Source organism: Streptomyces sp. NPDC026301, from assembly GCF_055567935.1.
Genome location: NZ_JBVHPN010000001.1, coordinates 591862 through 614297 on the forward strand (window position 1 = coordinate 591862; position 22436 = coordinate 614297).

The 22436-nt window shown below is 70.9% G+C and carries 19 protein-coding genes and 1 pseudogene; 10 read left to right on the forward strand and 10 right to left on the reverse strand.

The window, feature by feature from the left end; translation table 11 throughout:
* Nucleotides 1–20: 20 nt before the first annotated feature.
* A pseudogene (locus ACZ4MH_RS02580) lies at nt 21–1103 on the forward strand (glycoside hydrolase family 43 protein); the annotation flags it as partial.
* Nucleotides 1104–1178: 75 nt separating this feature from the next.
* Here the strand turns inward: ACZ4MH_RS02580 and ACZ4MH_RS02585 are convergent.
* Entirely contained in the window at nt 1179–2000 is an 822-nt protein-coding gene (locus ACZ4MH_RS02585) for a DMT family transporter (RefSeq protein WP_351587041.1), read from the reverse strand.
* Between the two features lie 103 nt (nt 2001–2103).
* Here ACZ4MH_RS02585 and ACZ4MH_RS02590 point away from each other — a divergent pair, with 103 nt between their 5' ends.
* The 3 genes from ACZ4MH_RS02590 (at nt 2104) to ACZ4MH_RS02600 (ending at nt 5329) form a co-directional block, all read left to right on the forward strand.
* Entirely contained in the window at nt 2104–3546 is a 1443-nt protein-coding gene (locus tag ACZ4MH_RS02590; RefSeq protein WP_351587043.1) for an aminotransferase-like domain-containing protein, read from the forward strand.
* Between the two features lie 173 nt (nt 3547–3719).
* Nucleotides 3720–4562, forward strand: a complete 843-nt coding sequence (locus tag ACZ4MH_RS02595) for a DUF4328 domain-containing protein (RefSeq protein WP_351587045.1) — start codon at nt 3720–3722, stop codon at nt 4560–4562.
* Between the two features lie 14 nt (nt 4563–4576).
* Entirely contained in the window at nt 4577–5329 is a 753-nt protein-coding gene (locus ACZ4MH_RS02600) for a class I SAM-dependent methyltransferase (RefSeq protein ID WP_351587047.1), read from the forward strand.
* Nucleotides 5330–5407: 78 nt separating this feature from the next.
* Here the strand turns inward: ACZ4MH_RS02600 and ACZ4MH_RS02605 are convergent, their stop codons facing one another.
* Together ACZ4MH_RS02605 and ACZ4MH_RS02610 are read right to left on the reverse strand one after the other, a co-directional pair.
* Nucleotides 5408–5644 carry a hypothetical protein gene (locus ACZ4MH_RS02605; protein ID WP_351587049.1) on the reverse strand — a complete coding sequence of 79 codons (237 nt, stop codon included), beginning with the start codon at nt 5642–5644 and terminating at the stop codon, nt 5408–5410.
* A gap of 61 nt (nt 5645–5705) precedes the next feature.
* Nucleotides 5706–6158 carry a MarR family winged helix-turn-helix transcriptional regulator gene (locus ACZ4MH_RS02610; protein ID WP_351587051.1) on the reverse strand — a complete coding sequence of 151 codons (453 nt, stop codon included), beginning with the start codon at nt 6156–6158 and terminating at the stop codon, nt 5706–5708.
* Nucleotides 6159–6267: 109 nt separating this feature from the next.
* On the opposite strand from ACZ4MH_RS02610, the gene ACZ4MH_RS02615 reads away from it, so the two are divergent.
* Nucleotides 6268–7755 carry a UbiD family decarboxylase gene (locus tag ACZ4MH_RS02615; protein WP_351587053.1) on the forward strand — a complete coding sequence of 496 codons (1488 nt, stop codon included), beginning with the start codon at nt 6268–6270 and terminating at the stop codon, nt 7753–7755.
* 47 nt (nt 7756–7802) lie between these two features.
* On the opposite strand, the gene ACZ4MH_RS02620 is transcribed toward ACZ4MH_RS02615, so the two are convergent.
* Nucleotides 7803–8465, reverse strand: coding sequence for a response regulator transcription factor (locus ACZ4MH_RS02620; protein ID WP_351587055.1), 663 nt, complete (start codon nt 8463–8465; stop codon nt 7803–7805).
* Nucleotides 8462–9589, reverse strand: coding sequence for a sensor histidine kinase (locus tag ACZ4MH_RS02625; RefSeq protein ID WP_351587057.1), 1128 nt, complete (start codon nt 9587–9589; stop codon nt 8462–8464). The genes ACZ4MH_RS02620 and ACZ4MH_RS02625 overlap by 4 nt, the downstream gene beginning before the upstream one ends.
* Nucleotides 9590–9833: 244 nt before the next feature.
* Here ACZ4MH_RS02625 and ACZ4MH_RS02630 point away from each other — a divergent pair, with 244 nt between their 5' ends.
* Nucleotides 9834–10193, forward strand: a complete 360-nt coding sequence (locus ACZ4MH_RS02630) for a DUF6223 family protein (RefSeq protein ID WP_351587059.1) — start codon at nt 9834–9836, stop codon at nt 10191–10193.
* 55 nt (nt 10194–10248) lie between these two features.
* Here ACZ4MH_RS02630 and ACZ4MH_RS02635 read toward each other — a convergent pair whose 3' ends face one another.
* Nucleotides 10249–11469, reverse strand: a complete 1221-nt coding sequence (locus ACZ4MH_RS02635; RefSeq protein ID WP_351587061.1) for an amidohydrolase — start codon at nt 11467–11469, stop codon at nt 10249–10251.
* 243 nt (nt 11470–11712) lie between these two features.
* On the opposite strand from ACZ4MH_RS02635, the gene ACZ4MH_RS02640 reads away from it, so the two are divergent.
* Entirely contained in the window at nt 11713–12321 is a 609-nt protein-coding gene (locus ACZ4MH_RS02640) for a TetR/AcrR family transcriptional regulator (protein WP_351587063.1), read from the forward strand.
* A 97-nt stretch (nt 12322–12418) separates the two neighbouring features.
* Nucleotides 12419–13861 carry an MFS transporter gene (locus ACZ4MH_RS02645; RefSeq protein WP_351587065.1) on the forward strand — a complete coding sequence of 481 codons (1443 nt, stop codon included), beginning with the start codon at nt 12419–12421 and terminating at the stop codon, nt 13859–13861.
* A gap of 49 nt (nt 13862–13910) precedes the next feature.
* Here ACZ4MH_RS02645 and ACZ4MH_RS02650 read toward each other — a convergent pair whose 3' ends face one another.
* From ACZ4MH_RS02650 to ACZ4MH_RS02660, 3 genes are all read right to left on the reverse strand, one after another.
* Nucleotides 13911–14633 carry a hypothetical protein gene (locus ACZ4MH_RS02650; protein ID WP_351587067.1) on the reverse strand — a complete coding sequence of 241 codons (723 nt, stop codon included), beginning with the start codon at nt 14631–14633 and terminating at the stop codon, nt 13911–13913.
* A complete protein-coding gene (locus ACZ4MH_RS02655) occupies nt 14630–15049 on the reverse strand; it encodes a hypothetical protein (protein WP_351587069.1) in 420 nt (139 codons plus the stop codon). The genes ACZ4MH_RS02650 and ACZ4MH_RS02655 overlap by 4 nt, the downstream gene beginning before the upstream one ends.
* A 142-nt stretch (nt 15050–15191) precedes the next feature.
* On the reverse strand, nt 15192–16658 hold the full coding sequence (locus tag ACZ4MH_RS02660) for a purine-cytosine permease family protein (protein WP_351587110.1): 1467 nt from the start codon (nt 16656–16658) through the stop codon (nt 15192–15194).
* A 70-nt stretch (nt 16659–16728) separates the two neighbouring features.
* Between ACZ4MH_RS02660 and ACZ4MH_RS02665 the strand changes: the two genes are divergently transcribed.
* Both ACZ4MH_RS02665 and ACZ4MH_RS02670 read left to right on the forward strand, forming a co-directional pair.
* Nucleotides 16729–17382 carry a TetR/AcrR family transcriptional regulator gene (locus ACZ4MH_RS02665; RefSeq protein WP_351587112.1) on the forward strand — a complete coding sequence of 218 codons (654 nt, stop codon included), beginning with the start codon at nt 16729–16731 and terminating at the stop codon, nt 17380–17382.
* Between the two features lie 20 nt (nt 17383–17402).
* Nucleotides 17403–19028, forward strand: coding sequence for an amidohydrolase (locus ACZ4MH_RS02670; protein WP_351587071.1), 1626 nt, complete (start codon nt 17403–17405; stop codon nt 19026–19028).
* Between the two features lie 83 nt (nt 19029–19111).
* Here ACZ4MH_RS02670 and ACZ4MH_RS02675 read toward each other — a convergent pair whose 3' ends face one another.
* Nucleotides 19112–22435 (reverse strand): P-loop NTPase, encoded by a 3324-nt coding sequence (locus tag ACZ4MH_RS02675; RefSeq protein WP_351587073.1) that lies wholly within the window; start codon nt 22433–22435, stop codon nt 19112–19114.
* Between the last annotated feature and the right edge of the window lies 1 nt (nt 22436).

The following is a 22436-nucleotide window of genomic DNA, read 5'->3' on the forward strand; positions in this document are numbered from 1 at the left end:
CACGCCCCATGACACGCCCCATGAGACGACGACGCTCCTCCCGCCCCCTCATTCCTCTCCTCACCGTCCTCGCCGCGCTCTGTGTCACCCTCCTGAGCGCACCGTCGGGCACGGCGCTCAACGCAACGCCCCAGGAAAAGCCTCGGCACATGGACGCGTACGCCGGCTACCTCTTCACCTACTTCACCGGCGAAGGCACCGCGGACGGCGAGCAGATCCGTATGGCCCTCAGCCGCGGCAACGATCCCCTGCACTGGCGGGAGTTGAACGGCGGCAAGCCGGTGCTCACTTCCGACCTCGGCACCAAGGGCCTGCGCGACCCGTTCGTGATCCGCTCCCCGCGGGGCGACAAGTTCTTCCTGATCGCCACGGACCTGCGGATGTACGGAGGCGAGGGCGGCAGCTGGGACCAGGTGCAGCGCACCGGCAGCAAGTCCATCATGGTGTGGGAGTCCACGGACCTGACCCACTGGACCGACCGCCGCCTGGTGCGGGTCGCCCCCGGCACCGCGGGCAACACCTGGGCCCCGGAGGCGTACTGGGACGACCGCCTCGACGCGTACGTCGTCTTCTGGGCCTCCAAGATCTACGCCGAGGACGACCCGGACCACACCGGCACGACGTACAACAAGATGCTCTACGCGACGACGAAGGACTTCCGCACCTTCAGTACGCCCAAGGTGTGGAACGACCCCGGCTACTCGGTGATCGACTCCACGGTCATCAAGGACGGCGACACCTACTACCGCTTCACCAAGGACGAGCGCGATCCCTCGTCAGGCACGCCCTGCTCGAAGTTCATCACCGCCGAGCGCTCCACCGAACTCACCGATATCTCTTACGACTTCGTGGCCGACTGCATCGGCAAGGGAACCGTCGACCGGGGCGAGGGACCGACGGTCTTCAAGTCCAACACAGAGGAGAAGTGGTACCTGTTCATCGACGAGTTCGGCGGTCGCGGCTACGTCCCCTTCGAGACCACCGACCTCACGTCCGGGAAGTGGACACAGTCCACGGATTACCAACTGCCCCCGAGCCCTCGCCACGGCACGGTGCTACCGGTGACCCGCGCGGAGTACGCCCGACTGCTCAGGGCCCTGCCGCCGCGCTCGTGACACGCAAGCTCTCCGCGCGGGCGCGCGCGATCCGCATCACCCGAGAGGCGGCAGTGAGGGGGCTCAACTGCGGGCGCGCTGGGTGACCGCGATGCAGCCGAGCACGATCAGGGCGGTGACGGCGGCGAGGGGAGAGAGCCGCTCCCCCATGAGCAGGACCGACCAGACCAGGGTGATCAGCGGCTGGGCGAGCTGAATCTGGCTCGCCCTGGGCACCCCGATCAGGGCCATACCGCGGTACCACGCGACGAACCCGCCGAACTGGGAAACGGCGGCGATATAGGCCATCCCGACGACCGCCTCGGTGGTCAGATGCACCGGCTCCACCGGCAGGGCCAGGGCGGTGACCAGGGCGGACACGGGAAGAGCAGCGACGACGCCCCAGGCGATGACCTGCCAGCCGGGCATGTGCGAGGCGAGCCGGCCGCCCTGCGCGTACCCGGCGGCGCACACCAGCAGAGCGCCGAAGAGATAGAGGTCGCCGAGGGTCGGCAGGCCGTGGTTCTGCTGAAGGGTGAAGGCGGCCACGGCAACGGCGCCGAGGATGGCGGCCGTCCAGAACATACGCGACGGGCGCCGGCCGGTGAGGGCGGCCGAGACGGTGGCGGTCGCCAGCGGCAGCACGCCGATCACAACGGCCGAGTGCGCGGTGGTGGAGGTCTGCAGGGCGAGCGTGGTCAGCAAGGGGAAGCCGAGGACGCAGCCGCCGGCCACCGTGAGCAGGGCCGGCCAGTGCTGCCGCCCCGGCACCGGCACCCGGGCCCCGTACAGGCAGGCCGCGGCGAGCAGCCCCGCCAGCAGACCTCGTACACCGGTCGCCGTCCACGGACCGAAGCCGTCCAGGGCCCACACGGTGGCCGGGAAACTGAAGGAGAAGGACACCACGCCGAGAGCGGCCAGGAGAGTACCGCTGCGGCGAGCACCACCGCGGGGAGTAGCACTGCTGACCGCTATCGACGAAGACTGAGTAGCGCTATTTTGTACTGTCATGAACAACAGTAGCAGTGTGGCTCAATTGGCCGCGACCTTGCGGAATGAGCTGAACCGCTATCCGGAAGGGGAGAAGCTCCCCTCCAGCAGGGCATTGGTGACGCGGTATCAGGTCAGTCCGGTGACTGTCTCCCGGGCGATCGCGACCCTCGCCGCCGAAGGGCTCGTCACCTCCCGGCCCGGCGCCGGCGTCTTCAAGGCCACCGCGCGCCGTGTCGCGGGCGCGCTCGGCGACGTCTCCTGGCAGGAGGTGGCCCTGAGCGCGGACCCGCCGCACGCCACCGTCGACACGGGCCCCCGCGGCACGGACGCCGCCGGCATCCTGGCCACCCTCACCACCCCGCCGCCCGAGGTCATCGACCTCAACGGCGGTTACCTGCACGCCGCGCTCCAGCCGGAACGGGCGCTGGCCGCCGCGCTGGCCCGGGCCGGCCGCAGGCCCGGCACGTGGTCCCGGCCCCCGGTGGAGGGCCTGACCGAGCTGCGGGACTGGTTCGCGCGCGACATCGGCGGGCCGGGCGGCTCGCTCAACGCCTCGGACGTCCTGATCACCGCCGGCGGCCAGAGCGCCCTCACCACCGCCCTGCGGGCCCTGGCAGCGCCCGGCTCCCCCGTCCTGGTCGAATCCCCCACCTACCCCGGCATGCTCGCCGTCGCCCGCGCCGCCGGGCTGCGGCCCGTGCCGGTACCGGTCGACGCCGACGGTGTACGCACCGACCTGCTGGCCGAGGCGTTCGAGGCGACCCGCGCCCGGGTCTTCGTCTGCCAACCCCTCTTCCACAACCCCACCGGCACCGTCCTCTCCCCCCAGCGCCGCACCGCCGTACTCGACACCGCCCGGGCGGCCGGCGCCTTCGTCATCGAGGACGACTTCGCGCGCCGCCTGGTGCACGCCGACTCCCCGCCCCTGCCGCTCCCGCTGGCCGCCGACGACCCGGACGGTGTCGTCGTCCACGTACGCTCGCTCACCAAGGCGGCCTCCCCCAGCCTGCGCATCGGAGCGCTCTCCGCCCGCGGCCCGGTACTGGAACGGCTGCGCGCCATCCAGGTCGTCGACAGCTTCTTCGTCCCCCGCCCGTTGCAGGAGACCGCCCTCGAACTGGTCGGCTCCCCCGCCTGGGCAAGCCACTTGCGGGCGCTCGCCGGCGCCCTGCGCGACCGCCGCACCGCTGTGCTCACCGCGCTGACCAGCGCGTTGCCCACCCTCGTACCGCACCGGACACCGCACGGCGGCTACCACCTGTGGCTGCGGCTGCCCGACGGCACCGACGAACACGCCCTCACGGCGACCGCCCTGCGCCACGGCGTGGCGGTCACCGCCGGCAGCCCGTACTTCACCGCCGAAGCCCCCGCCCCCCACCTGCGCCTGAGCTACGTCAGCACCCCCGGCACCGCCCAACTGGAGGAAGGCATCCACCGCCTCCACCGGGCCCTCCCCTAGCTTTCCCCCTCAATCAGCCCGGCGGGGGACACACCCTGCGTTCACCACCCATCTCGGTGGACAGGTGATCGCCGACTCACGTAGCTTCCCCAAGCGGCATGGACATGGATACGGGCCGTGCTGGTGGGGGCCCTGGGGAGGGACTCCTCTTCTGAACGGGGGGCGGACACGCCATGCTGTGCTCGAACTGCCACATGGTGACGGCCGTCACCGCGGACGGCCGGTGCGAGGAATGCGCGGCCACGGAACGGGAGCCGGGCGGCACCAGCGGTGCCCCCGCACCGCCGAGACCCGCGGCGAGGACGGCCCGTACGGGACGACTCGGCGCGCTGGCTTCGCCCCTCCGCTCGGCGGCGGTCGTGACCGTACTGCTGGCACTGTGCATCGCAGCGGACGCGTTCGCACTCGCCGCCGGCGGCCGCTACGTCGTCGTACTGAACGACCTGGTCTCCCAGCGATGGGTGTCCCCCGGCCTCCCAGCGGAGCTCGCCGCCGCCGATCGGGCGTACACCTTCTCCGGGAGCCTCTACATCGCACTGCTGCCGATGACCGCGGTGGCGTTCCTCGTCTGGTTCTTCCGCACCAGAATCAACGCCGAGGTCTTCGCCCCCGACGGTCACCGCCGGGGCCGGCTCTGGACACTCGGCGCCTGGTTCACGCCCCTCGTCAATCTGTGGTTCCCCCGCCAGATCGCAGGCGACATCTGGAAGGCCAGCACCCCACCCGACCGCCGGGCCCCGCTCACCTTGCTCAACGCCTGGTGGTGCCTGTGGGTCGCGTCAAAGACCCTCGCCTTCGTCGGCAACTCTCAGCTGGACAAAGCCGAGGAATACCAGGCCCTCAGAACGGCACTCCGCACGGTGTTCGTCTCCGACCTACTGGACGCCACCGCAGCCGCCCTCGCAATCACGGTCGTCTGCCGACTCACGGCCTTGCAGATCGCCCGGATGAGGGGGGTGGGGCTGCTGCCTGCCACCCCGCCACCACCGGCAGTTCAGCACCGGGTTGACGGCTGAGGGAGGCTGCCGCGGTGTTTTCCGACGCTGACGTTGCCGCGCTGTACGACCTGCTGAATCCTTGGGATCCCGATCGCCATGCCGGAGACCGTTTTTACGACGGTCTGGTCATGGCTGCGGATGATGTTCTCGATGTGGGTTGTGGTACGGGCGCGATGTTGCGTCTCGCGCGTGAACAGGGACATCGCGGTCGGCTCGTCGGGCTGGATCCGGACCGGGGTGCGTTGGAGCGGGCCCGGCGGCGGCGCGACGTGGAGTGGGTCGAGGGCACCGCAGCGGATGCGCCGGGCGGAGGCGGGTTCGGGCTGGTGACGATGACCGGGCATGCGTTCCAGTACCTCGTCACCGATGAGGAAGTACGTGCTTCGCTCGCCGCGATTCATGGGGCATTGGGTCCCGGTGGGCGTTTCGCGTTCGAGACGCGGCATCCTCAGGCACGGGCCTGGGAGGGGTGGGATCCGACCGATCCGGATGACGTTGTTGAACTCGTTGTTGAGCTCGTTGGCGGTGTCGGGCGGGGCTTGCGGGTGTGGCATGAGGTCGAGTCCGTCAGCGGCGGGGTGGTGACGTTCCGGGAAGTGGTGGCCGGGGCCGAAGGTGTGGTGCTTCACGTGGAGCATACGCGTCTGCGGTTTCTTGGCGTTGCGGCGCTCAATGGGTTTCTCGTCGAGGCGGGGTTCCGGGTTGAGGGGCAGTACGGCGACTGGCGGCGAGGGGCGCTCACGAGGGACAGCCGGGAGATCGTTACGGTCGCGCGCCGGCAGTGAGGGGTAGTGGTCGTTTGGCGCTGGCCAGGAACGTACGCGGTGCCGGGCGTCGCGGTCCTCCTTGTGCCGGCCGCCCAGTCAGTCACGTCGGGTCAGTGTGGCCTTCAAGGCGTAGACGTCGCTGTAGTTGGAGGGGCCGGTGCGGGTGTCGTTGTAGTGGGCGTTGGCGGAGAAGTAGCTCATGTTCACGGCCAGCGGGTCCTGGACGAGTTCGAGGCGGTACGTGGTGCCCTTCCGCAGGTGCGCCTTGGCGTAGGTCGAGCCGCGTACGGTGTTCCAACTGCCGGAAGTAGGCGGGTGTTGCGGGCGCGTCAAGGGTTACTGCGGCGATGGCCTCGCCCGTGGCGCGCGGGGCGGGACGGAGTGACCGTTCGGCCTACCCTTCGGGCCCCTGGACCGCCCGTCGCAGCAGGGTGAGGAACTGGTCCCGCTCGTCGGGGGAGAACGGTGCGAGCATCTGCTCGCTCACCGCGACGACCTCGGGCGCGAGGCGTGTGGCCAGCTCCCGGCCGCTGTCGGTGATGCGTACCAGCTTGCGCCGCCTGTCGTTGTCGTCCTTGGCGATGTCCACCAGGCCGCGCCGCCGCAGGCGGTCCAGCAGCGGCGCTGCGGTCGACTTGTCGAGATTGGCCAGCGCGCCGAGCGTGCCCTGGTCCATGGCGCCGCGCAGGTGCAGCAGGCTCAGGACCGTGAACTGCGGACCGGTCAGGTCCTGGTGCACCTGCTCGTACCAGAGCCGGGTGTGCACCTGGCTCAGCTGACGGGCCAGGGGGCCGAGCCCGCCGATCGCGGCGAGCAGCAGCCCGGCGTCCGCGTTCTCCTGTGCCATCGCTCGCCGCCGTTCCTCCGTTGTTGATTAGGACGTACACGTACTATACCGTCGGCCAGGTAGGACGTACACGTACTTACTGTGCGTGACGAGGAGGGAAGGTCGGGTCATGACACAACGCGGCAGCGCGCTCAACTTCCGGGATTTCGTGGCGGATTCGCTCGCCGTTGGCGATGCGGTCGACATCCAGCGGCCGGTCAGTCCCACGCTGGAGGTGGGCGCCGTCACCCGGCGCGTCTACGAGACGCGAAGCCCGGCGCCGCTGTTCAGCAATCTCACCGGGGCCGAGCCGGGCTTCCGGATCCTCGGCGCGCCCGCCGGCCTGAGCAGCCTCGACGAGGGGGCCTACGGCCGGCTCGCGGCGCACTTCGGCCTGGCGCGCGACACCACGCCGCGCGAGCTGCTGGAGAAGCTGATCTCCGCGATGCACGCGGAGCCGGTCGCCCCGCGCGTGGTGGAGACCGGGCCCTGCAAGGAGAACGTGCTGACGGGCGACGACGTCGACCTGGAGCGGTTCCCCGTCCCGCTGCTGCACCAGCAGGACGGCGGCAGGTACTTCGGTACGTACGGCTTCCACGTCGTCCGCTCCCCCGACGGGCGGTGGACCAGCTGGTCGGTCAGCCGCACCATGCTGCACGGACGCACCACCCTCGTCGGCCCGGCCATGCCGCAGCAGCACATCGGCATGATCCACGCCATGTGGCGCGAGAAGGGCCTGCCGACGCCGTGGGCCATGGTGCTGGGCGCCCCGCCGGCGGCGCTGGCCGCCGCGGGCATGCCGCTGCCCGCCGAGGTGAACGAGGACGGCTACGTCGGCGCCCTCGCCGGCAGCGCCGTCGAGGTGGTCCGCACGGAGCTGCACGACCTGTACGTACCGGCCAACTCCGAGATCGTGCTGGAGGGTTACCTCAGCCCCGACGAGACCGCCCCCGAGGGACCGATGGGCGAGTACCACGGGTACTCCTTCGCCGGGAGCAAGCAGCAGCCCGTCTTCCACGTCGAGGCGATCACCCACCGCGACGACCCCATCCTGCCGGTCTGCGTGGCGGGCCTGCCCCCGGAGGAGAACCACACCATCTGGGGCACGATGATCTCCGCCGTCAGCCTGGACCTGCTGCGCTCCAGCGGGCTGCCGGTCGACCTGGCCTGGTGCTCGTACGAGGCCGCGACCTGCTGGATCGTCGTGTCCGTCGACATCCGGCGGCTGGCGGAGAGCGGGCTGGGCGAGCGGGAGCTGGCCGACGCGGTGGCCGACGTCCTCTTCGGCTCGCACACCGGATGGCTGGTGCCCAAGGTCCTGCTGGTGGCGAACGACATCGACATCACCGACATCAACCAGGTGGTGTGGGCCATGGCGACCCGCTACCACCCCGGCACCGGCGAGTACGTCTACCCGGAGGCGCCGGGCATTCCGATGGTCCCCTACCTCACCCCGGAGGAGGCGCGCACGGGCAAGGGCGGCAAGTCCGTCACGAGCTGCCTGCTGCCCGAGCACTTCGAGGGCGTCACCAAGGGCGTCACCGCGTCCTTCAGGTACTCCTTCCCCGAGGAGACGCGGCAGCGGGTCGTGGAGAGCTGGGCCGACTACGGGTTCTGAGCACAGCCTCGGGGCAATGCCCGGCGTCGATGTCAGGAGTTGCGATGTCAGGAGTTGCGCGGAGTCACCAGGCCGGATTCGTAGGCGAGTACCACGAGTTGGGCGCGGTCGCGAGCGTGGAGTTTGGTCATGGCCCGGTTGATGTGGGTCTTCGCGGTCACCGGACTGATCACCATGCGGTCGGCGATCCGGTCGTTGGACAGACCCTGCGCGACCAAGGTGACGGCCTCGCGTTCGCGGCTGGTCAGCTCGTCCAGACCGGTGCCGGCGACGGTGGTGAGCGGCCGGGTGAGGTACTGGTTGATCAGCTTGCGGGTGATGGACGGCGCGAGCAGCGCGTCACCGCGGGCGGCGACACGCACAGCGTGCACAAAGTCGTCCGGCACGATGTCCTTGACGAGGAAACCGGCGGCACCGGCGCGCAGCGCGTCCAGGACGTACTCGTCCATGCCGTAGTTGGTGAGGATGACGACGTGCACGGGGGCCAAGGCCGGGTCCGCGGCGATGCGCCGGGTGGCCTCGATGCCGTCGACGACCGGCATCTGGATGTCGATCAGCACGACGTCGGGCAGGTGCTGCTTGGCCAGCGCCAGGCCCTGCTCGCCGTCGGCCGCCTCGGCCACCACCTCGATGTCGTCTTCGAGGTCGAGCAGTGCACGGAATCCGCTGCGAATGAGCGGCTGGTCGTCGACCAGCAGGACACGGATCATGAGGTGTGCTCCACGGGGAGTTCGGCCTGGACGGTGAAGCCGCGCTCGCTGCGCGGCCGCGCGTGCAGCCGGCCGCCGAGGGCGGTGACGCGTTCACGCATGCCGAGGAGCCCCAGGCCGGGCGTCGGCACCGTGTCCGGCGTGGCCTTGCCGTCGTCATCGACCTGGATGGCGAGTGAGTCGGCCCGGTAGTCGATGCGGATCGATGCGGTCGCGGCGCAGGCGTGCCGGGCGGTGTTGGTCAGCGCCTCCTGAACGATCCGGTAGGCGGTCCGGCCCACCGCGGCCGGCACGTCGGTCCGCTGTCCCTCGATCATCAGCGTCGCCTCCAGGCCTGCCCTGCTTGCCTGCTCCACCAGCTCCGGGATGTGGTCGAGCCCGCGGGGCGGGGTGGTGTCGTCATCGCGCAGCGCCTCCAGGGTGGCGCGCAGTTCCCGGGTCGCCTCACGTCCGGCCTCCTGGATCGCCAGCAGGGCCTCGGGTATCCGTTCACCCCGCCTGCGGGCCACGTGGACGGCGACTTCCGACTGCACCTTGATGATCGAGATCTGGTGGGTGAGTGAATCGTGCAGCTCCCTCGCTATGTGCAGCCGCTCCTCATCCGCGCGGCGCCGCGCGGTCTCCTCCCGGGTGCGCTCGGCTTCGTCCGCCCGTTGCTCGGCCTGCCGCAGTGCCTCCCCCGCGGCAAACGCGGCGATCAACCAGGCGATCTCGAGGACGTGTCGGGCCTGTGTCAATGCCTCGCCCGCGGGCCCCTCGTGGAAGACCAGGGCAGTGAGGTGAAGGACGGCCAGCATGGTCACGGATGCCGCCACCGTGACGGCGCGGTGCCCGGCCCGCACCGCGCCGTACACCGCGATCAGGTACGAGACGGCGAGCACGGCAAAACCTGCCGCCTGATATCCCACCGCACACAGTCCGGTGATGGCCAGGACGGTCAGCGGTACGCGGCGACGCGCGGCCAGCGCGAGGCCGCCGGCCGCCAGTAGCGCGTAGCCGAGCACGTCGGGGTCCGTGCCGGGGTGCTCCGTGGACAGCCCGGTGCCCAGCAGCAAGGCCGCCACGCCGAGGGCGATCGCCCAGTCTCTGATGCCGGGCGGGGCGCCGAACCGTCCTTTGGTCATGCGCGCACCTTAGCCGTGTGCCGCTGCTGGCAAGTCCCCCTCGTGGACGAGCGGGCGACTACCGCGCCCGCGGTATCCGCGCGGCTCCTGCCGCGTCCGCGGCAGGCGTCTGCGGCATCGGTGGCAACGCAAAGTGCCTGCGTCTGCGGGACGACCGGCGGTGCGGTCGGCAGACATGCTCAAGGCACAGCCTCAAGGGCACAGCGCAGCCTTGGAATCGCTCTGCGAGAAGAAGGAGAGAGGCATGAACGCATCAGACGTTTTGCTGGCGACTGCCGAGGGCGGAGTCATCGGCGCCGGGCGGACCGGGGCCAACCTGGCCCTCGGGGTAGGGATGGTCGGCGTGGCCCTCGGCCGGCTGGCCCTGGCCCGCGTCGCCGGCCGTATCCGCACCGGCAACGCGCGCACCGGCGCCCTGTCGGCCATGGCGGTGGGGCTGGCCGGCACGGCCCTCGCGGTGCTGCACCTGGCCACCTCCAGCGGCGGTCCCGGCACCGGTAACGGGCTCGTCGGAGCTATCGCGGCCGTCCCGTTGGGACTGATCGCCATCGTCCTCGGCCGCCGGGCGCTGATCCGATCGCGCCGCACCGTGCCGGCCGACTGACCGGCTGACCGGCTGACCGGCTGACCGCAGCGAATCCGGGCGCGGCCGGACGCGGTCAGCCGCGGGCCGCGAGACCGCTCCTGCTGCCGTGGGCAACGGCACGCCCGGCCACGCACTCGGCCCGCCACTGGGCGTCGGCGGCCAGGTCCAGGCCGGTCCAAGCCATCGCGAGCGCGCCGTCGAGCACCGCCTCGTCGGCGGCCGGGCCGGCGGTCTCCTCGGCGAACTGCCGGGTGTGCGGCATCCCTTGGGACCCCAGCACGCCGATCGCGGGGTGGATGGCGGGCAGGGCGTGGGTGATGTTGCCCATGTCCGTGGAGCCGCCCGTGCTCTGCGGTACCGTTCCCGGCTCGGGCACCTCGCGGCCGGCCGCGCCGAGGTTGCGGGCGTAGGCGGCCATCAGCGCGGCGTCGTGGCGCAGGTCCAGGTAGTCGGGCTGGATCGGCCGGACCTCCATCGTGGTGCCGGTGGCCAGCGCGGCGCCGCGGAAGCAGTTCAGTACCCGTTCGCGGAGCCCGGTCAGCTCCTCGCCGGTGGGGGTACGCACCTCGTACTCCAGTACCGCGCGCTCGGGGATGATGTTGGTGCGCTCGCCGCCGTGCCGGACGATGCCGGCGACCCGGTAGCCGTCGCGGAGCTGCTGGCGGAGCTGGCCCACCGCGACCTGGGCGACGACCGCGGCGTCGGCGGCGTTCAGCCCGCCTTCGGGGGCCGCGGCGGCGTGCGAGGCGCGGCCGGCGAAGGTGACCTCGAAGCGGGCCACCGCGTTGCTGGAGCCGCGCGGGTCGACGGCGTCGGTCCGGGAGGGGTGCACCATCATCGCCACCGTCACGTCGTCGAAGGCGCCGCGCTCCAGCATCAGTACCTTGCCGCCGCCCTCCTCCTCGGCCGGGGTGCCGAGCAGCTTCACCCGGAACCCGAGCTCGTCGGCGGCCGCGGCCAGGGCGATGGCCGCGCCCGCGCCGGCGGCGCAGATGATGTGGTGCCCGCAGGCGTGGCCGATCTCCGGCAGCGCGTCGTACTCCGCGCACACCCCGACCGTGAGGTCGCCGCTGCCGTACGTCGCGGTCAGCGCGGTCGGCAGGTCGCACGCCCCGCGCTCCACCGTAAAGCCCGCGTCTTCGAGCAGCGCGGCGAGCCGGCCGGCGGCCCGGGTCTCGGCGAAGGACGTCTCCGGGTCGGCGTGCAGCTCGTGGCTGAGCTCCAGCAGACGGTCCTTGTACGCGTCGAGCCGGGCGGCGACGCGGTCGCGGAGGGCTGGGGCGGCTGCGGGCATGGGAATCCTCCACCGTCGGGATGGGCGTACGGGATGGGCGTACGGGATGGGCGCGCGGGATAGGAAACGAGTCGTTTCCTTTTTGGACGACCCTCTGTGTACACGCTTCTCGTGTCGGTGAACAGGCCCTGGCGAGAAGAACGGCGGAGGGATCTCCGCACGGGGTTACGGCCAGGTGACGTATTTCAGGAACTTGTCGTTTCCTATTGACGGGGCGGCCGCCGTCCCCCGAAATGGGACGCCATGGCGAGCACGCAGCGGCCGGCCGGCCGACCCCGCAGCAAGGACGTCCACGACCGGGTCGTGGCGGCGGCCTCCGAGCTGTTCGCCGAGAGCGGCTACCTCGGCGTGACCATGGACGAGATCGCCGTGCGCGCCAACGTGTCCAAGAAGACCCTCTACCGGTGGTGGCCGCACAAAGCCGCGGTGATCGCCGAGGTGCTCGTCGCCCGCGCTGACGTCCGCACCGTCCCCGACCTCGGCGACACCCGTGCCGAACTGCTCATCGTCTGCGACTACATCGACGACTTCACCCGCGCCAACGACGCCTTCACGCGGCTGTGCCTGATCGAGGCGGCCGCCGACGAGTCTGCCGTCCTGCGGTCCTTCCTGGACATCGTGGCGCACCGCAGGGACCAGGCGCGGGCCGCCGTGCAGCGCGGGATCGCCCGCGGCGACCTGCCGCCGGACGTGGACGCCGACGCGCTGCTCGACCTCTGGAACGGATTCTTCGTCTACCGGCGTTCCTTCCGCCCCGCTCCCGTCCACAGCAACACCGTCGAACAGCTCGTTGACCTCGCCCTGGCCGGACAGGTGCCGCGGCTGCCCGCCGCGGACCCGGCGACCGGCTGACCCCTCCCCTCTCCCCTCCCCAACGTCTCTCCCCTCCTCACGGGCCGGGCCCCGACGGCGCCCCGCCCGTACCCCAGCACGCCTTGGAGACCCCGCCATGCCCAGAAGCGCCTCCCCAGGCAGTACTTCCCCGTCCACCGCCGCCGTCGTCGGCTTCCTCGTCTTCATCGAACTGTGCAGTGGCATCCTGCAGGGCTCCGTGCCCGTCGTGCTACCGCTCATCGGCAACGAACTCCACGTCGGCGCGGGCGACCTGAACTGGGTCAACAGCGTCTTCCTGCTCGTCGCGGGCATCTCCGTGCCGCTGCTCTCCCGGCTCGGCGACATCTACGGGCACCGCCGCATGATCCGCGTCACCATGGTCGCCGTCGCCGTCGGCTCGCTGATCGTCGCCACCGCCGACAGCTTCGCCGTGCTCCTCGTCGGCCGCGCCCTGCAGGGCGTCTTCGCCTGCTGGCTCCCGCTCGACTTCGCGATCGTCCGCGACCGGGTCCGGCCCGAGCGGGCAGGCGCCGCCATCGGAATGCTCGTCGGCGCGCTCACCCTCGGCGCGACCCTCGGCACCCTCGGCACGGGCCTGCTCTCCCGGGCGGTCCACGACGTGCACGGGCTGCTGATGCTCCCGGCCGTCGCCATCCTGCTCTGTCTGCCCGTGGCCTTCCGGCTGATCCCCGAGTCCACCACCCGCGCCCTGTGCCGCATCGACTGGGCCGGTGCCGCACTCCTCAGCGGCGGCCTCGCCGCCCTCATGATCGGCATGGCGCTGGCGAAGAGCGGGGGCCTCGCGCCCACCGTCGCCGCCGTCGGCCTGGGTCTCGTCCTCATCGCGCTGTTCGTCCGCACCGAACTGCGGGCGCCGCAGCCCCTGGTGGACGTGCGGCTGATGGCCCGCCGCAGCATGGCGCTGCTGTACGTACTGAGCTTCCTCACCGGCTGTGTGCTGTACGGGGCGCAGACCGCCAACCCGTCGTTCTTCGCCACCCCGCCCGGCCTGGGCTTCGGCTTCGGCATGGACGCCTTCGGCATCTCCCTGCTCGGCGCCGCGCACGTCATCGCCATGGCGGTCGCCGGTACCTGCGCCGACCGCGCCGTCCGCCGCTTCGGCCCGCAGCACACCCTCGTCGGCGGCTTCGTCCTGGTGACCCTCGGCTACCTCGGCATGGTCCTCGCGCACGGCGCGCCCTGGCAGATGACCGTGTCCGGGATCATCGCGGGCGCGGGCATCGGCACCGCCATCGCGACCCTGCCGGCGCTGCTCATCCGGCATCTGCCCGCCGACCAGACCGGTATCGGCACCGGCATGTACAACACTCTGAAGACGCTGGCCGGTTCGGTGGCGGGCGCGGCCTTCGCCGCCGTCATGAACCACCTCGTACTCGACGTCCCGGGCGCCCGCGTCGCCTCCGAGAGCGCCTACGTCACCGTCTGGGCCTGCTGCGGCGCGCTGGCCCTGCTCGGCACCTGCATCGCCTGGCGCGTGGGTACCGGGGACGGCACGCGGGCCCCCGCACCGAAGCCCGCCGTGGCCGCGGCGGACTGAGTGCGGGAGCCACGGTCGCCGACGTTGCTCGGAGCGGTCTCGCCCGCTTCTACTGGTCGGGCTTGGACCACACGCTTGCCTGGGCCATGACGCCGGTGTTGAAGTTGTTGCTCACCGAGGTAATGGTCAGCACAGCCGTGCGGCCCTCAATCGTGGTGAGGCAGACCACGGCTCCCTTGGTGACCTCGAGCTGCTCGACACCCTGGGTGGATGCGAGATCGGAGCACTCCTGCCGCGTGGGCATCCGCCGCTCCGGCCACAGGGCGAAGCCCGACGCGCTGCCGGTGAGCCGCGGCGGCTCGACGAGTCCCAGTTGGACGTCCGCGGAGTACCCGGGGGTGCGTTCCGGCGGTTTCTTGTCGAGCCGCAGTCCTTCCTCGTTGATCCGCACGGTCCCCGTCCACTGGATGCCGGCGGCCGATGAGGACAGCGACGCCGAGGGCGCCGGGGCTTCCGCGTCCTGCGCCGCCTCCGAAGAGGCGCCCGGCTCCCCCGACGCCGGTCGGGGACTCGTCGATCCGGCCGAGGAAGTCCCCTTCCCCGTGGAACCCGGCGAACCACCGTTCCCGGAGTCGACCAGCCACCAGCCGGCCCCGCCGATCACCGCCAGCACGAGAAGGGCGGCAACGATGAGCCGCGGCCGCCGTCGATCGCCTCGCGGTGGCTCCACGTAGTAATTGTGCTGCGTGTTGTTGTTACCGCTCTGTGCTGCGGCGGGCCCGTGGAAGTCGTTGCCGGACACCCCGCCGTCGCGGCCGCCTGTGTCCCTCATGCCGGTGGCGTGAAGTGATTGACCTGCTGGTTGCCGGTGCCGGCCTGGACCGCGGTGGGGCCGTTGAAGGTGTTGCCCGAGACCGCACCGTTCTCCTGGGTGGGTTCGGTGTACGGCTCCATCAGCGCACGGAGTTCGGCGACCACCTGCCTGCGCTCGCTCTCGCCGAGACCTTCGAGGAACCTGCGGAAGCGGGCCTGCCAGGACTGGCACAGCAGTGTCCGCTCTTCCTCGCTCAGCTCACCGGCCGCCAGATCCGAGGTCGTCCGGTCGAGGCGCTCCAGCTCGGCCTGCTCCCGCCGTGCGTCTCCGCCGCCCAGTAGCCGGGCGAGCCGCGCACGCATCGCCGACCAGGCGTCGGTCCCGGCCGCCTGCAGGATCCCCGTGGCAACCAGGCCTGCCACTTCGTTGAACATGTGTCTCCCCTCCGCGGGTGTGGCACTGCGTTCACACCGTAGCGCCGTCCGGCCATAAGTGACCGGGAAACGCGGGGCGTTGAGGGGAGCGCGCCTCTCGTCGTGCCCGACGAGCCGTTGGCTGCCATGGAACCGGGTGGTGTCATCGCGGATGGGCTGCCGCGCGTCGCGGGGTCGCTGTGGCAGGTGAGCGGCGCGTCATGAGCGCGTAGGCCGCCGATGCCACGACGATGCCGACGGGCAGGGCGAGGTCCACGCCGTTCAGGGCGCGGGCGAGTGGGCCGGTGTACAGGGTGTTCACGCAGAGCGCCGCCGCGGCGGTGCCGGCCGTGAGCGCGAGGGCGCCGGCCCGGTTGACGCCGGCTGTGAACCAGAACGGGCTGCCCGGGGTCTCGTCGGTCAGCCCGGGGCCGTCGTAGCGGTTGCGGCGCAGCAGGATGTCCGTGGCGTAGATCGCCATGCTGGGGCCGAGCAGGACGACGGTCAGCTGGAGGACGTTGCTGACGGTGTCCAGGAAGTCGGAGACGAGCAGCGCGTACAGGGTCAGGGCGACGCCGAGCACCCCGTCGACGAGGACGCTGAGGGAGCGGCGGATGCGGACGCCGACGGCCTGGAGGGCGAGGCCTGAGCTGTAGGCGGTCATGGCGTTGATGGCGATGGTGCCCAGTACCAGGGCGAGCAGGAAGAACGGGGTGAACCAGCCGGGCAGGATCTTCTCCAGGGCGGTCTGCGGGTCGGTCATGTCGACCGCGGTCGCGGCGAACGCGCCGAGCGAGCAGACCACGACGCTGGGCAGGAAGCCGCCGAGTGCGGTCCAGCCGACGATCGCCTTCGGGGACGTCGTGCGGGGCAGGTAGCGCGAGAAGTCGGCGCTGTTGGTGTACGAGAGCGGGCCCGAGGCGATGAGGGTGGTGCCGCCGATGAGGGCCGCCCACAGGCCGCTGCCGGTCAGCGGTTCGGCGGGCCGGTAGCCGAAGTCGGCGTGGCCGATGACGCTGACGGCCACGACGGCGAACGCCGCGGTGAGGACCACGGTGATCGGCAGGTAGAGCTTCATGATCGTGGCGTGGCCGTAGACGCTGATGGCCAGGGTGACCGCGGCGATGGCCATCACGACGGCGATCTTGACGCCGGTGTTCGGCGCGAGGCCGGCCTTCTCGACGAGGGAGAAGGCCGCGACCGCGGCCGCCGCCAGGTTGAGGGCGAGGTAACAGATGCAGATCAGCCAGCCGGTGATCGCGATGTTCACGCGGTTGCCGCGGACGCCGAACATCGCCCGCATGATGACTTCGCTCGGCGTGCCCGAGGCCGGGCCCGAGACGGCCAGCAGGCCGACGGCTACCCAGAACAGGTTGCCGATCACGATCACGGCGAGGGCCTGCCACAGGCTCAGGCCCATGAGTATCAGCGCGCCGCCGACCACCAGGCTCAGGTAGTTGACGTTCGCCGCCGCCCAGACGGCGAACAGCTCCCGGGCCCGGCCGTGGCGTTCCCCTTCGGGAATGTGGTCGATGCCGTGCGCCTCGATGCGGCCCGGCCGGTCCGAAGGCGGTGGTGTCTCATCGGCGCCTCGGGTGTCTGGGTGCGGATCGGGAAGCGTGGACGCCATGGAGCCCTCCGGGGTGCTGGTCATGCCCGCCTGCTTGCTTATTGGTCGCACACTCAATAGCATCCGGGATATGTCGTCAAGCGTTCAGCGCAAGCGAATTCGGAAATCGCCGGCCGACCGACGTGCGGAAATCGTCGGGACGGCGGCCTCCATCGCCCTGACCGAGGGACTGGAGTGCATCACGCTGCGTCGGATCGCCGAAGACCTCGACGTCCGCCCGGGGCTGATCAGTCACTACTTCCCGGCGGTGGAGGACCTCGTGGCCGAGGCGTTCGGTACAGCCGCGACCGCCGAACTCGACACGCTCATCCCGGCCGAGCGGCCCGAGGGAACCCCCGTGCAGCACCTCGCTCGCTTCTTCGCACACGCGACGGGAGAGGCGTTCGACGACATCACCCGGCTCTGGCTCAACGCCCGGCACCTCAGCCGGTACCGGCCCGTGCTGCGCGACCGGGTCGTCGAGCAAGGGACCGCCTGGTGCGGGCGCCTCGAGGGCCTCATCCGCGAGGGCGTGGAACGGGGCCAATTCCGCACCGATGACCCGTACGTGACGGCCGTGCAGATCCTTGTCGTCATCGACGGTCTGGGAGCCACGGCCAACACCCACACCGGCGACGACCCGCCCGCGGTGGCCCGGATGGCCATCACCACCGCGGAACGCGAACTCGGCCTGGAGCGCGGGTCCTTGACCCCGCATGCCGACCGGCCCGCCCACCCGAACTGACCACCTCCCGAGGAGCCGCTGTGCGCCCCCGTCTCGTCCTGCTCTCCGCCCGCCTGCTCGACCCGGTGACCGGCGCGTTCCTGCCGGACACCGCCCTGGCCGTGTCCCAGGACGGGCGGATCGCCGCCCTCGGCGACGACCGTGCGATACGCGCGCTCGCCGGACCCTCCACCACAGTGCTCGACCTGAAGGGCGCCGTGGTGACTCCGGGCCTGGTCGACGGGCACCTCCACCCGGTGTCGGGCGCCGAACTCACCCAGGGCCTGGACCTGTCGGGCTGCGCCGACCTGGACGCCGTACGCGAGGCCCTGGCCCGCGAGGTCCGCACGCTCGCGCCCGGCGCGTGGCTGCGCGGCTGGGGCCTGGACCCGAACGTCTTCGGCGACCGCCCCGTCGAGGCCGCCGCGCTCGCCCCCGTACTGGACGGCGTCCCGGCCCTCCTCCAGCTCTTCGACGCCCATTCCGTGCTGGCCAGCCCGCGCGCGCTCGAACTCGCCGGCGTCGATGGGCCGCGCACCTTCGCGCAGGCCGCCGAGGTCGTCTGCGACGACGCGGGCCGGCCCACCGGCCTGCTCCTGGAGGACGCCGCCTGCGAGCTCGTCGAGCGCGCGGCGCCCCGGCCCACCCACGCGGAGCGCCGCGACCAACTCGCCGCCACCCTACGGGCGATGGCCGCCACCGGACTCACCGGCGGGCACGCGATGGACGCCAACGGCGACAGCCTCGCCCTGTACGCCGGACTCGACGCGGCCGGCGAACTGCCGCTGCGGCTGCGGGTCGCGCCCTGGTGCCAGCCCGGCGCCGACGACGAGGCGCTGCGAGCACTCATCACGCAGCAGGGCACCGGCGGCCGGCTCTGGCGGACCGCGGGCGTCAAGCTCTTCATGGACGGCACCATCGACAACGGCACCGCCTGGCTGGAGCGCCCCGACTGCCACGGCGAGTCCACGCACGCCTTCTGGCCGGACCCGGCCGCGTACACCCACGTCATCGGCGAACTGCACCGCGCGGGCGTGCCCACCGCCACCCACGCCATCGGTGACGCGGCCGTACGGCACGCCCTCGACGCCGTCGAGAAGGCCCGCACCACGGGGGCCGGCCCGGTCCGGCACCGCATCGAGCACATCGAGACCGTGCCCGACGACACCGTGCGCCGCTTCGCCGAGCTCGACGTCATCGCGTCCATGCAGCCCACCCACTGCTGCGACTTCACCCGGGCCGATCACACCGACAACTGGTCCCGCCGGCTCGGCGAGGAGCGTGCGGCGCGCGCCTGGCGCTGCCGCGACCTGTGGGACGCCGGCGCCACGGTCGTCCTCGGCTCGGACTGGCCGATCGCGCCGTACCCGCCGCTCACCGTCATGGCCGGGGCCCGCCACCGCCGCCCCACCCGCGACCTCACCCGGCCCGCGCACGGCCCCGGCCAGGCGCTGACCGCCCTGGAAGCCCTCCAGGCCATGACCGTCAACGCCGCTCGCGCGGCGGGCGAGGAGCAGGAGGCCGGCCGCCTCGCCGTCGGCCACCGCGCCGACCTCACGGCCTTCGCGGACAGCCCGCTCACCACCCCGGCCGCCGACCTGGCCGGCCTCCCGGTCCTCCTCACGGTCCTGAACGGCCACCCGACCCACCGCGCCCCCACCCTCTGACCCGCCCACACGCAGCGGCCCCCGTCCCTCCCAGCGCGGAGGAACGGGGGCCGTGCTGCTGGAATGGGCACGCAGGCGCGCGGCTACAGTGGAATTCCCCTGTTGCGTTCCAACAGCCGGTTCAGCTGCGGTTCGTACTCGTCCGCGATGCGCATGAACTCGTGGTTGTCCTTGCAGAACCGCCGGCCCAATTCAACGACGCGAAGAATACGACGGACCGTGTCGTCCATCTCGTCTCCGGACAGCAGCGTCTCGCACGCATCCAGCCACTCGGTGCCCCGCCGGGTGATGACGGAGAACGCGTGCGGAGACGCCCCGCCGTACCGCTTCGCCACGCCTTGGAGTACTCCCACGGCTTCCAGGGCCCGAGCCCGCAGGGCGGCGTCACCGGCATTGACCGTCGAGCGTCGCAGCCGTATGGCACTCCACGCAGTCAGGACGAAGTGGTCGCTGGCACCGCCCTCGCAGCCCTGAGCCGTTTCCAGGTGGTTCTCGGCGATGCCGAGGTCTCCCCGCTCCAGTTCGTACTCGCCCCGCTGCAGCCAGTAGTGGAAATTGTCGCGCAGCAATTCGTGCACGGTGACGTAGATGTGGCGGACCACCTCAGGGGACAGCCGGAGGGACACCATCAGGGAGTGGTTCAGCAGCCTGATCATGATCCGGCGGTACGGGTCGTCGTTGTCTCGCGATTCGGCCGCGTACTGTGCATAGAACTTCAGCAGGAATTCAATGACGGAGCCCAGCCGGTCAGGGGTCTTCTTGAGTACCGTCTCGACCACCGTGTCGGCGATGGTGCGCTGCCGGCAGCGCAGTGTTCCGTCCGCTGCCCGGGTGAGCAATCGCATGGACACGAGCCGGTCGATCGCCTTCTGCAACGACGGCTTGGGAGCCGACCGCCCGGAGACTATCTGCAGCAGGTCCTCCTGCTCGATGCCGCGTTTCTTGAAGACGATGGCGGATTCGAAGACGCACACCGTCGAATACACCGCGACCTGGTCCTGGGTGAGCTGGCGGTACTCACTGGCGACCTTTTCCTCGAAACGCTCACCGGTGACCACCTGGATCATTGCCGCGAGCAGGCTGCGGTCGCACAGTTCCCGCAGCTTGTCGACCTTCTGCTGCCGCAACCCGTGCTGCTTGAGTATCCCCGGCAGGCCGTGCTGATGCAGTATGTCGACCACTCGCCCGAGATCCTGATCCTTCAAGGGCTCGTCTGCCGATATCCGCCGGGGCCGGAACGACACGTCCAGCTCGTCGGTGCGGGTCGTGCGGATCGCCGCAACAACCAGTGTCCGGCCGCCATTGCTGAGGTCTTTCAGCAGCGAGGCGCCCACTCTTCCGAAGATGTCCACGTCGTCCACGAAGACGGCGTCGGCGGACATGCCATGTGCCTGCGCCTTCAGATTCGGCAGCGGATCGGTCGCCTCACGGTCGATCCAGGCCACCGTTCGGCCGGTCTGGTGCAATTCATACGCGAACTGCATGAGCGCCGTGGTCTTTCCGGACCCGGCTCGGCCTTCCACCAGCACGATCCCATGCTTTTCGTCCTCCGCGGGCAGGGCACCGGCGCGGATGCGGTCGATGATGGAGAGCTTCGCGGCGAATCCGTCCTTGATGTCACCCCACGTCGGATCCTGGCCCTTGAGGAATTCGGCGCTGCCGGAGAGCGCGCTGTCGACGAGAGAGGAGACCAGCTTGATTCCGGAGCGGCGGGCACCGACCTGGAAATCCGCGAGCCGTCGTTTACCCATCTGGAGTACCTCCAGCCCTGGTTGCAATCGCTGGACTGCGAATTCGTGGGGCGGTGCCTGGATGTACGTCAGCCCTGCCTGCCGGAACCGGGCCTGGTCGGCGGCGCTGCCCGGAGAGGTGATGACGAAGCGGGGGAAACGCTCCGCGTCGGTCTGCGGCTGTGCCAGCTCCAGCGCCTGCCACAGCGACCGGCTGCGCGGCGAAGCGGCCATGAAGACCGTGGGGTGGCAGAGCAGCTCGGCCCTGAGTTTGCGGAACCACAGGCTTCGTGACGCCGGGTCCTCGTCCGCGGGAATGCCGAAATCGAGCGAGCCCGCACCACTTGGGTCCCCGTGCATGGCGACCGTCTCGACCGTGGCGTTCCGCGCCATGGGCTTGCTCACCATGGCGTTGACGAACCTGTTGGTCTCCGCCGCGCGAGGGTCGTGTGCGAGCACCGAGGAGAAGATGTCCGTAGCGGTGAAATCGTAGATGCGCCACCAGGGGGCGTGCAGAATGCGGTGCGCGGCCTGGGCGAATACGTCCTCGCTGGTGCGCAGTTCGCCGACGTACTGGTCGACGGCACGGGTGCCCAGACGCTCGAGGGCGGTGGTCCAGATCTCCGGCATGGCGGGCGGCGGATCAGGCATTTCGCCATAAACGGCCTGGGTCAGCCGCTGGTTGAATTCGTCCGTGTCGATGGGTGCACCGTCGCCGTGGATTCCCGAGACGGCGACCAGAATCATCCGGCCGGTGCCGACCTGCCGATAGAACTCATCGAGGACGGCCCCCTCGTCGTATGGTTCCGGCACGAGCGAGGGCGCGGCAGAGCCCGCGGGACGGTTTTTGGCACGCCGTGTCCTGGGCATCGGAACGGGCTGTTCGGCGGGTGGCGCAGCGAGGTCCCGCACCTTCGGGTCTCCGGCGGGAGTGGTTTCCAACCGCAGGAGCTTGTGCTGCCGCATTGCGCCGCGGGAGGGCACGAGCCATCGCTCACCTGACGCGGGCCGTGCGAACTCGCCATCGGCAGCGAGCAGCAGGGTCCGCGGGAGGGCGGTCGCGAGCGCGTCCGGTAACGGAGCGGTGTGACCCGCCACGACGATGGAGAGGTCGTTCGCGCTCGCCCACTGGCCGTAGTCCCCACCGACGGTACGGCTCAGCTGACCGGCGGTGCACGTGGCCAGGTCCGGGGTGGCGCCGGGTACGGCCATGCGGAACACGGTGTTCACCACGGCAATGCCCAGCGACATTCCGTCCTGCGCCAGCCGTACCGCTCCTTCGCCCGGCAGCAGGCCCTGCTGCCACCCGGGGAAAGTTTCGTAGCTCTCGGACCACTCGACGAATTCCGCGAAGGGCGCGTCGCGGATCGCGTCGACGATGTCTTCTTCCTCTCCTCTCCACAGCCCTTGTTCGGTGTCGCTCCAGTACCGCGTGAGCGCTTTGGCGAACATGCTCCGGCCGTCCCCGAGGGGGGCGAGGTCGCCCTGCCACGGCACGGTCACGACCGGGGGGAGGCGTTCGTCGCCGTTTTCCAGGCACTCCAGTAGCACGGTGTCGAGGACGTCGCCGGTCTCGTCACGACTCACCTGCCGCGGGTCGGCGGCACGCGTGCCGAGGACGAAGATGCCGTCGATCCGGTGGCCCGCCCCGTGCAGGGCGCGCACGCTTTCCAGCACG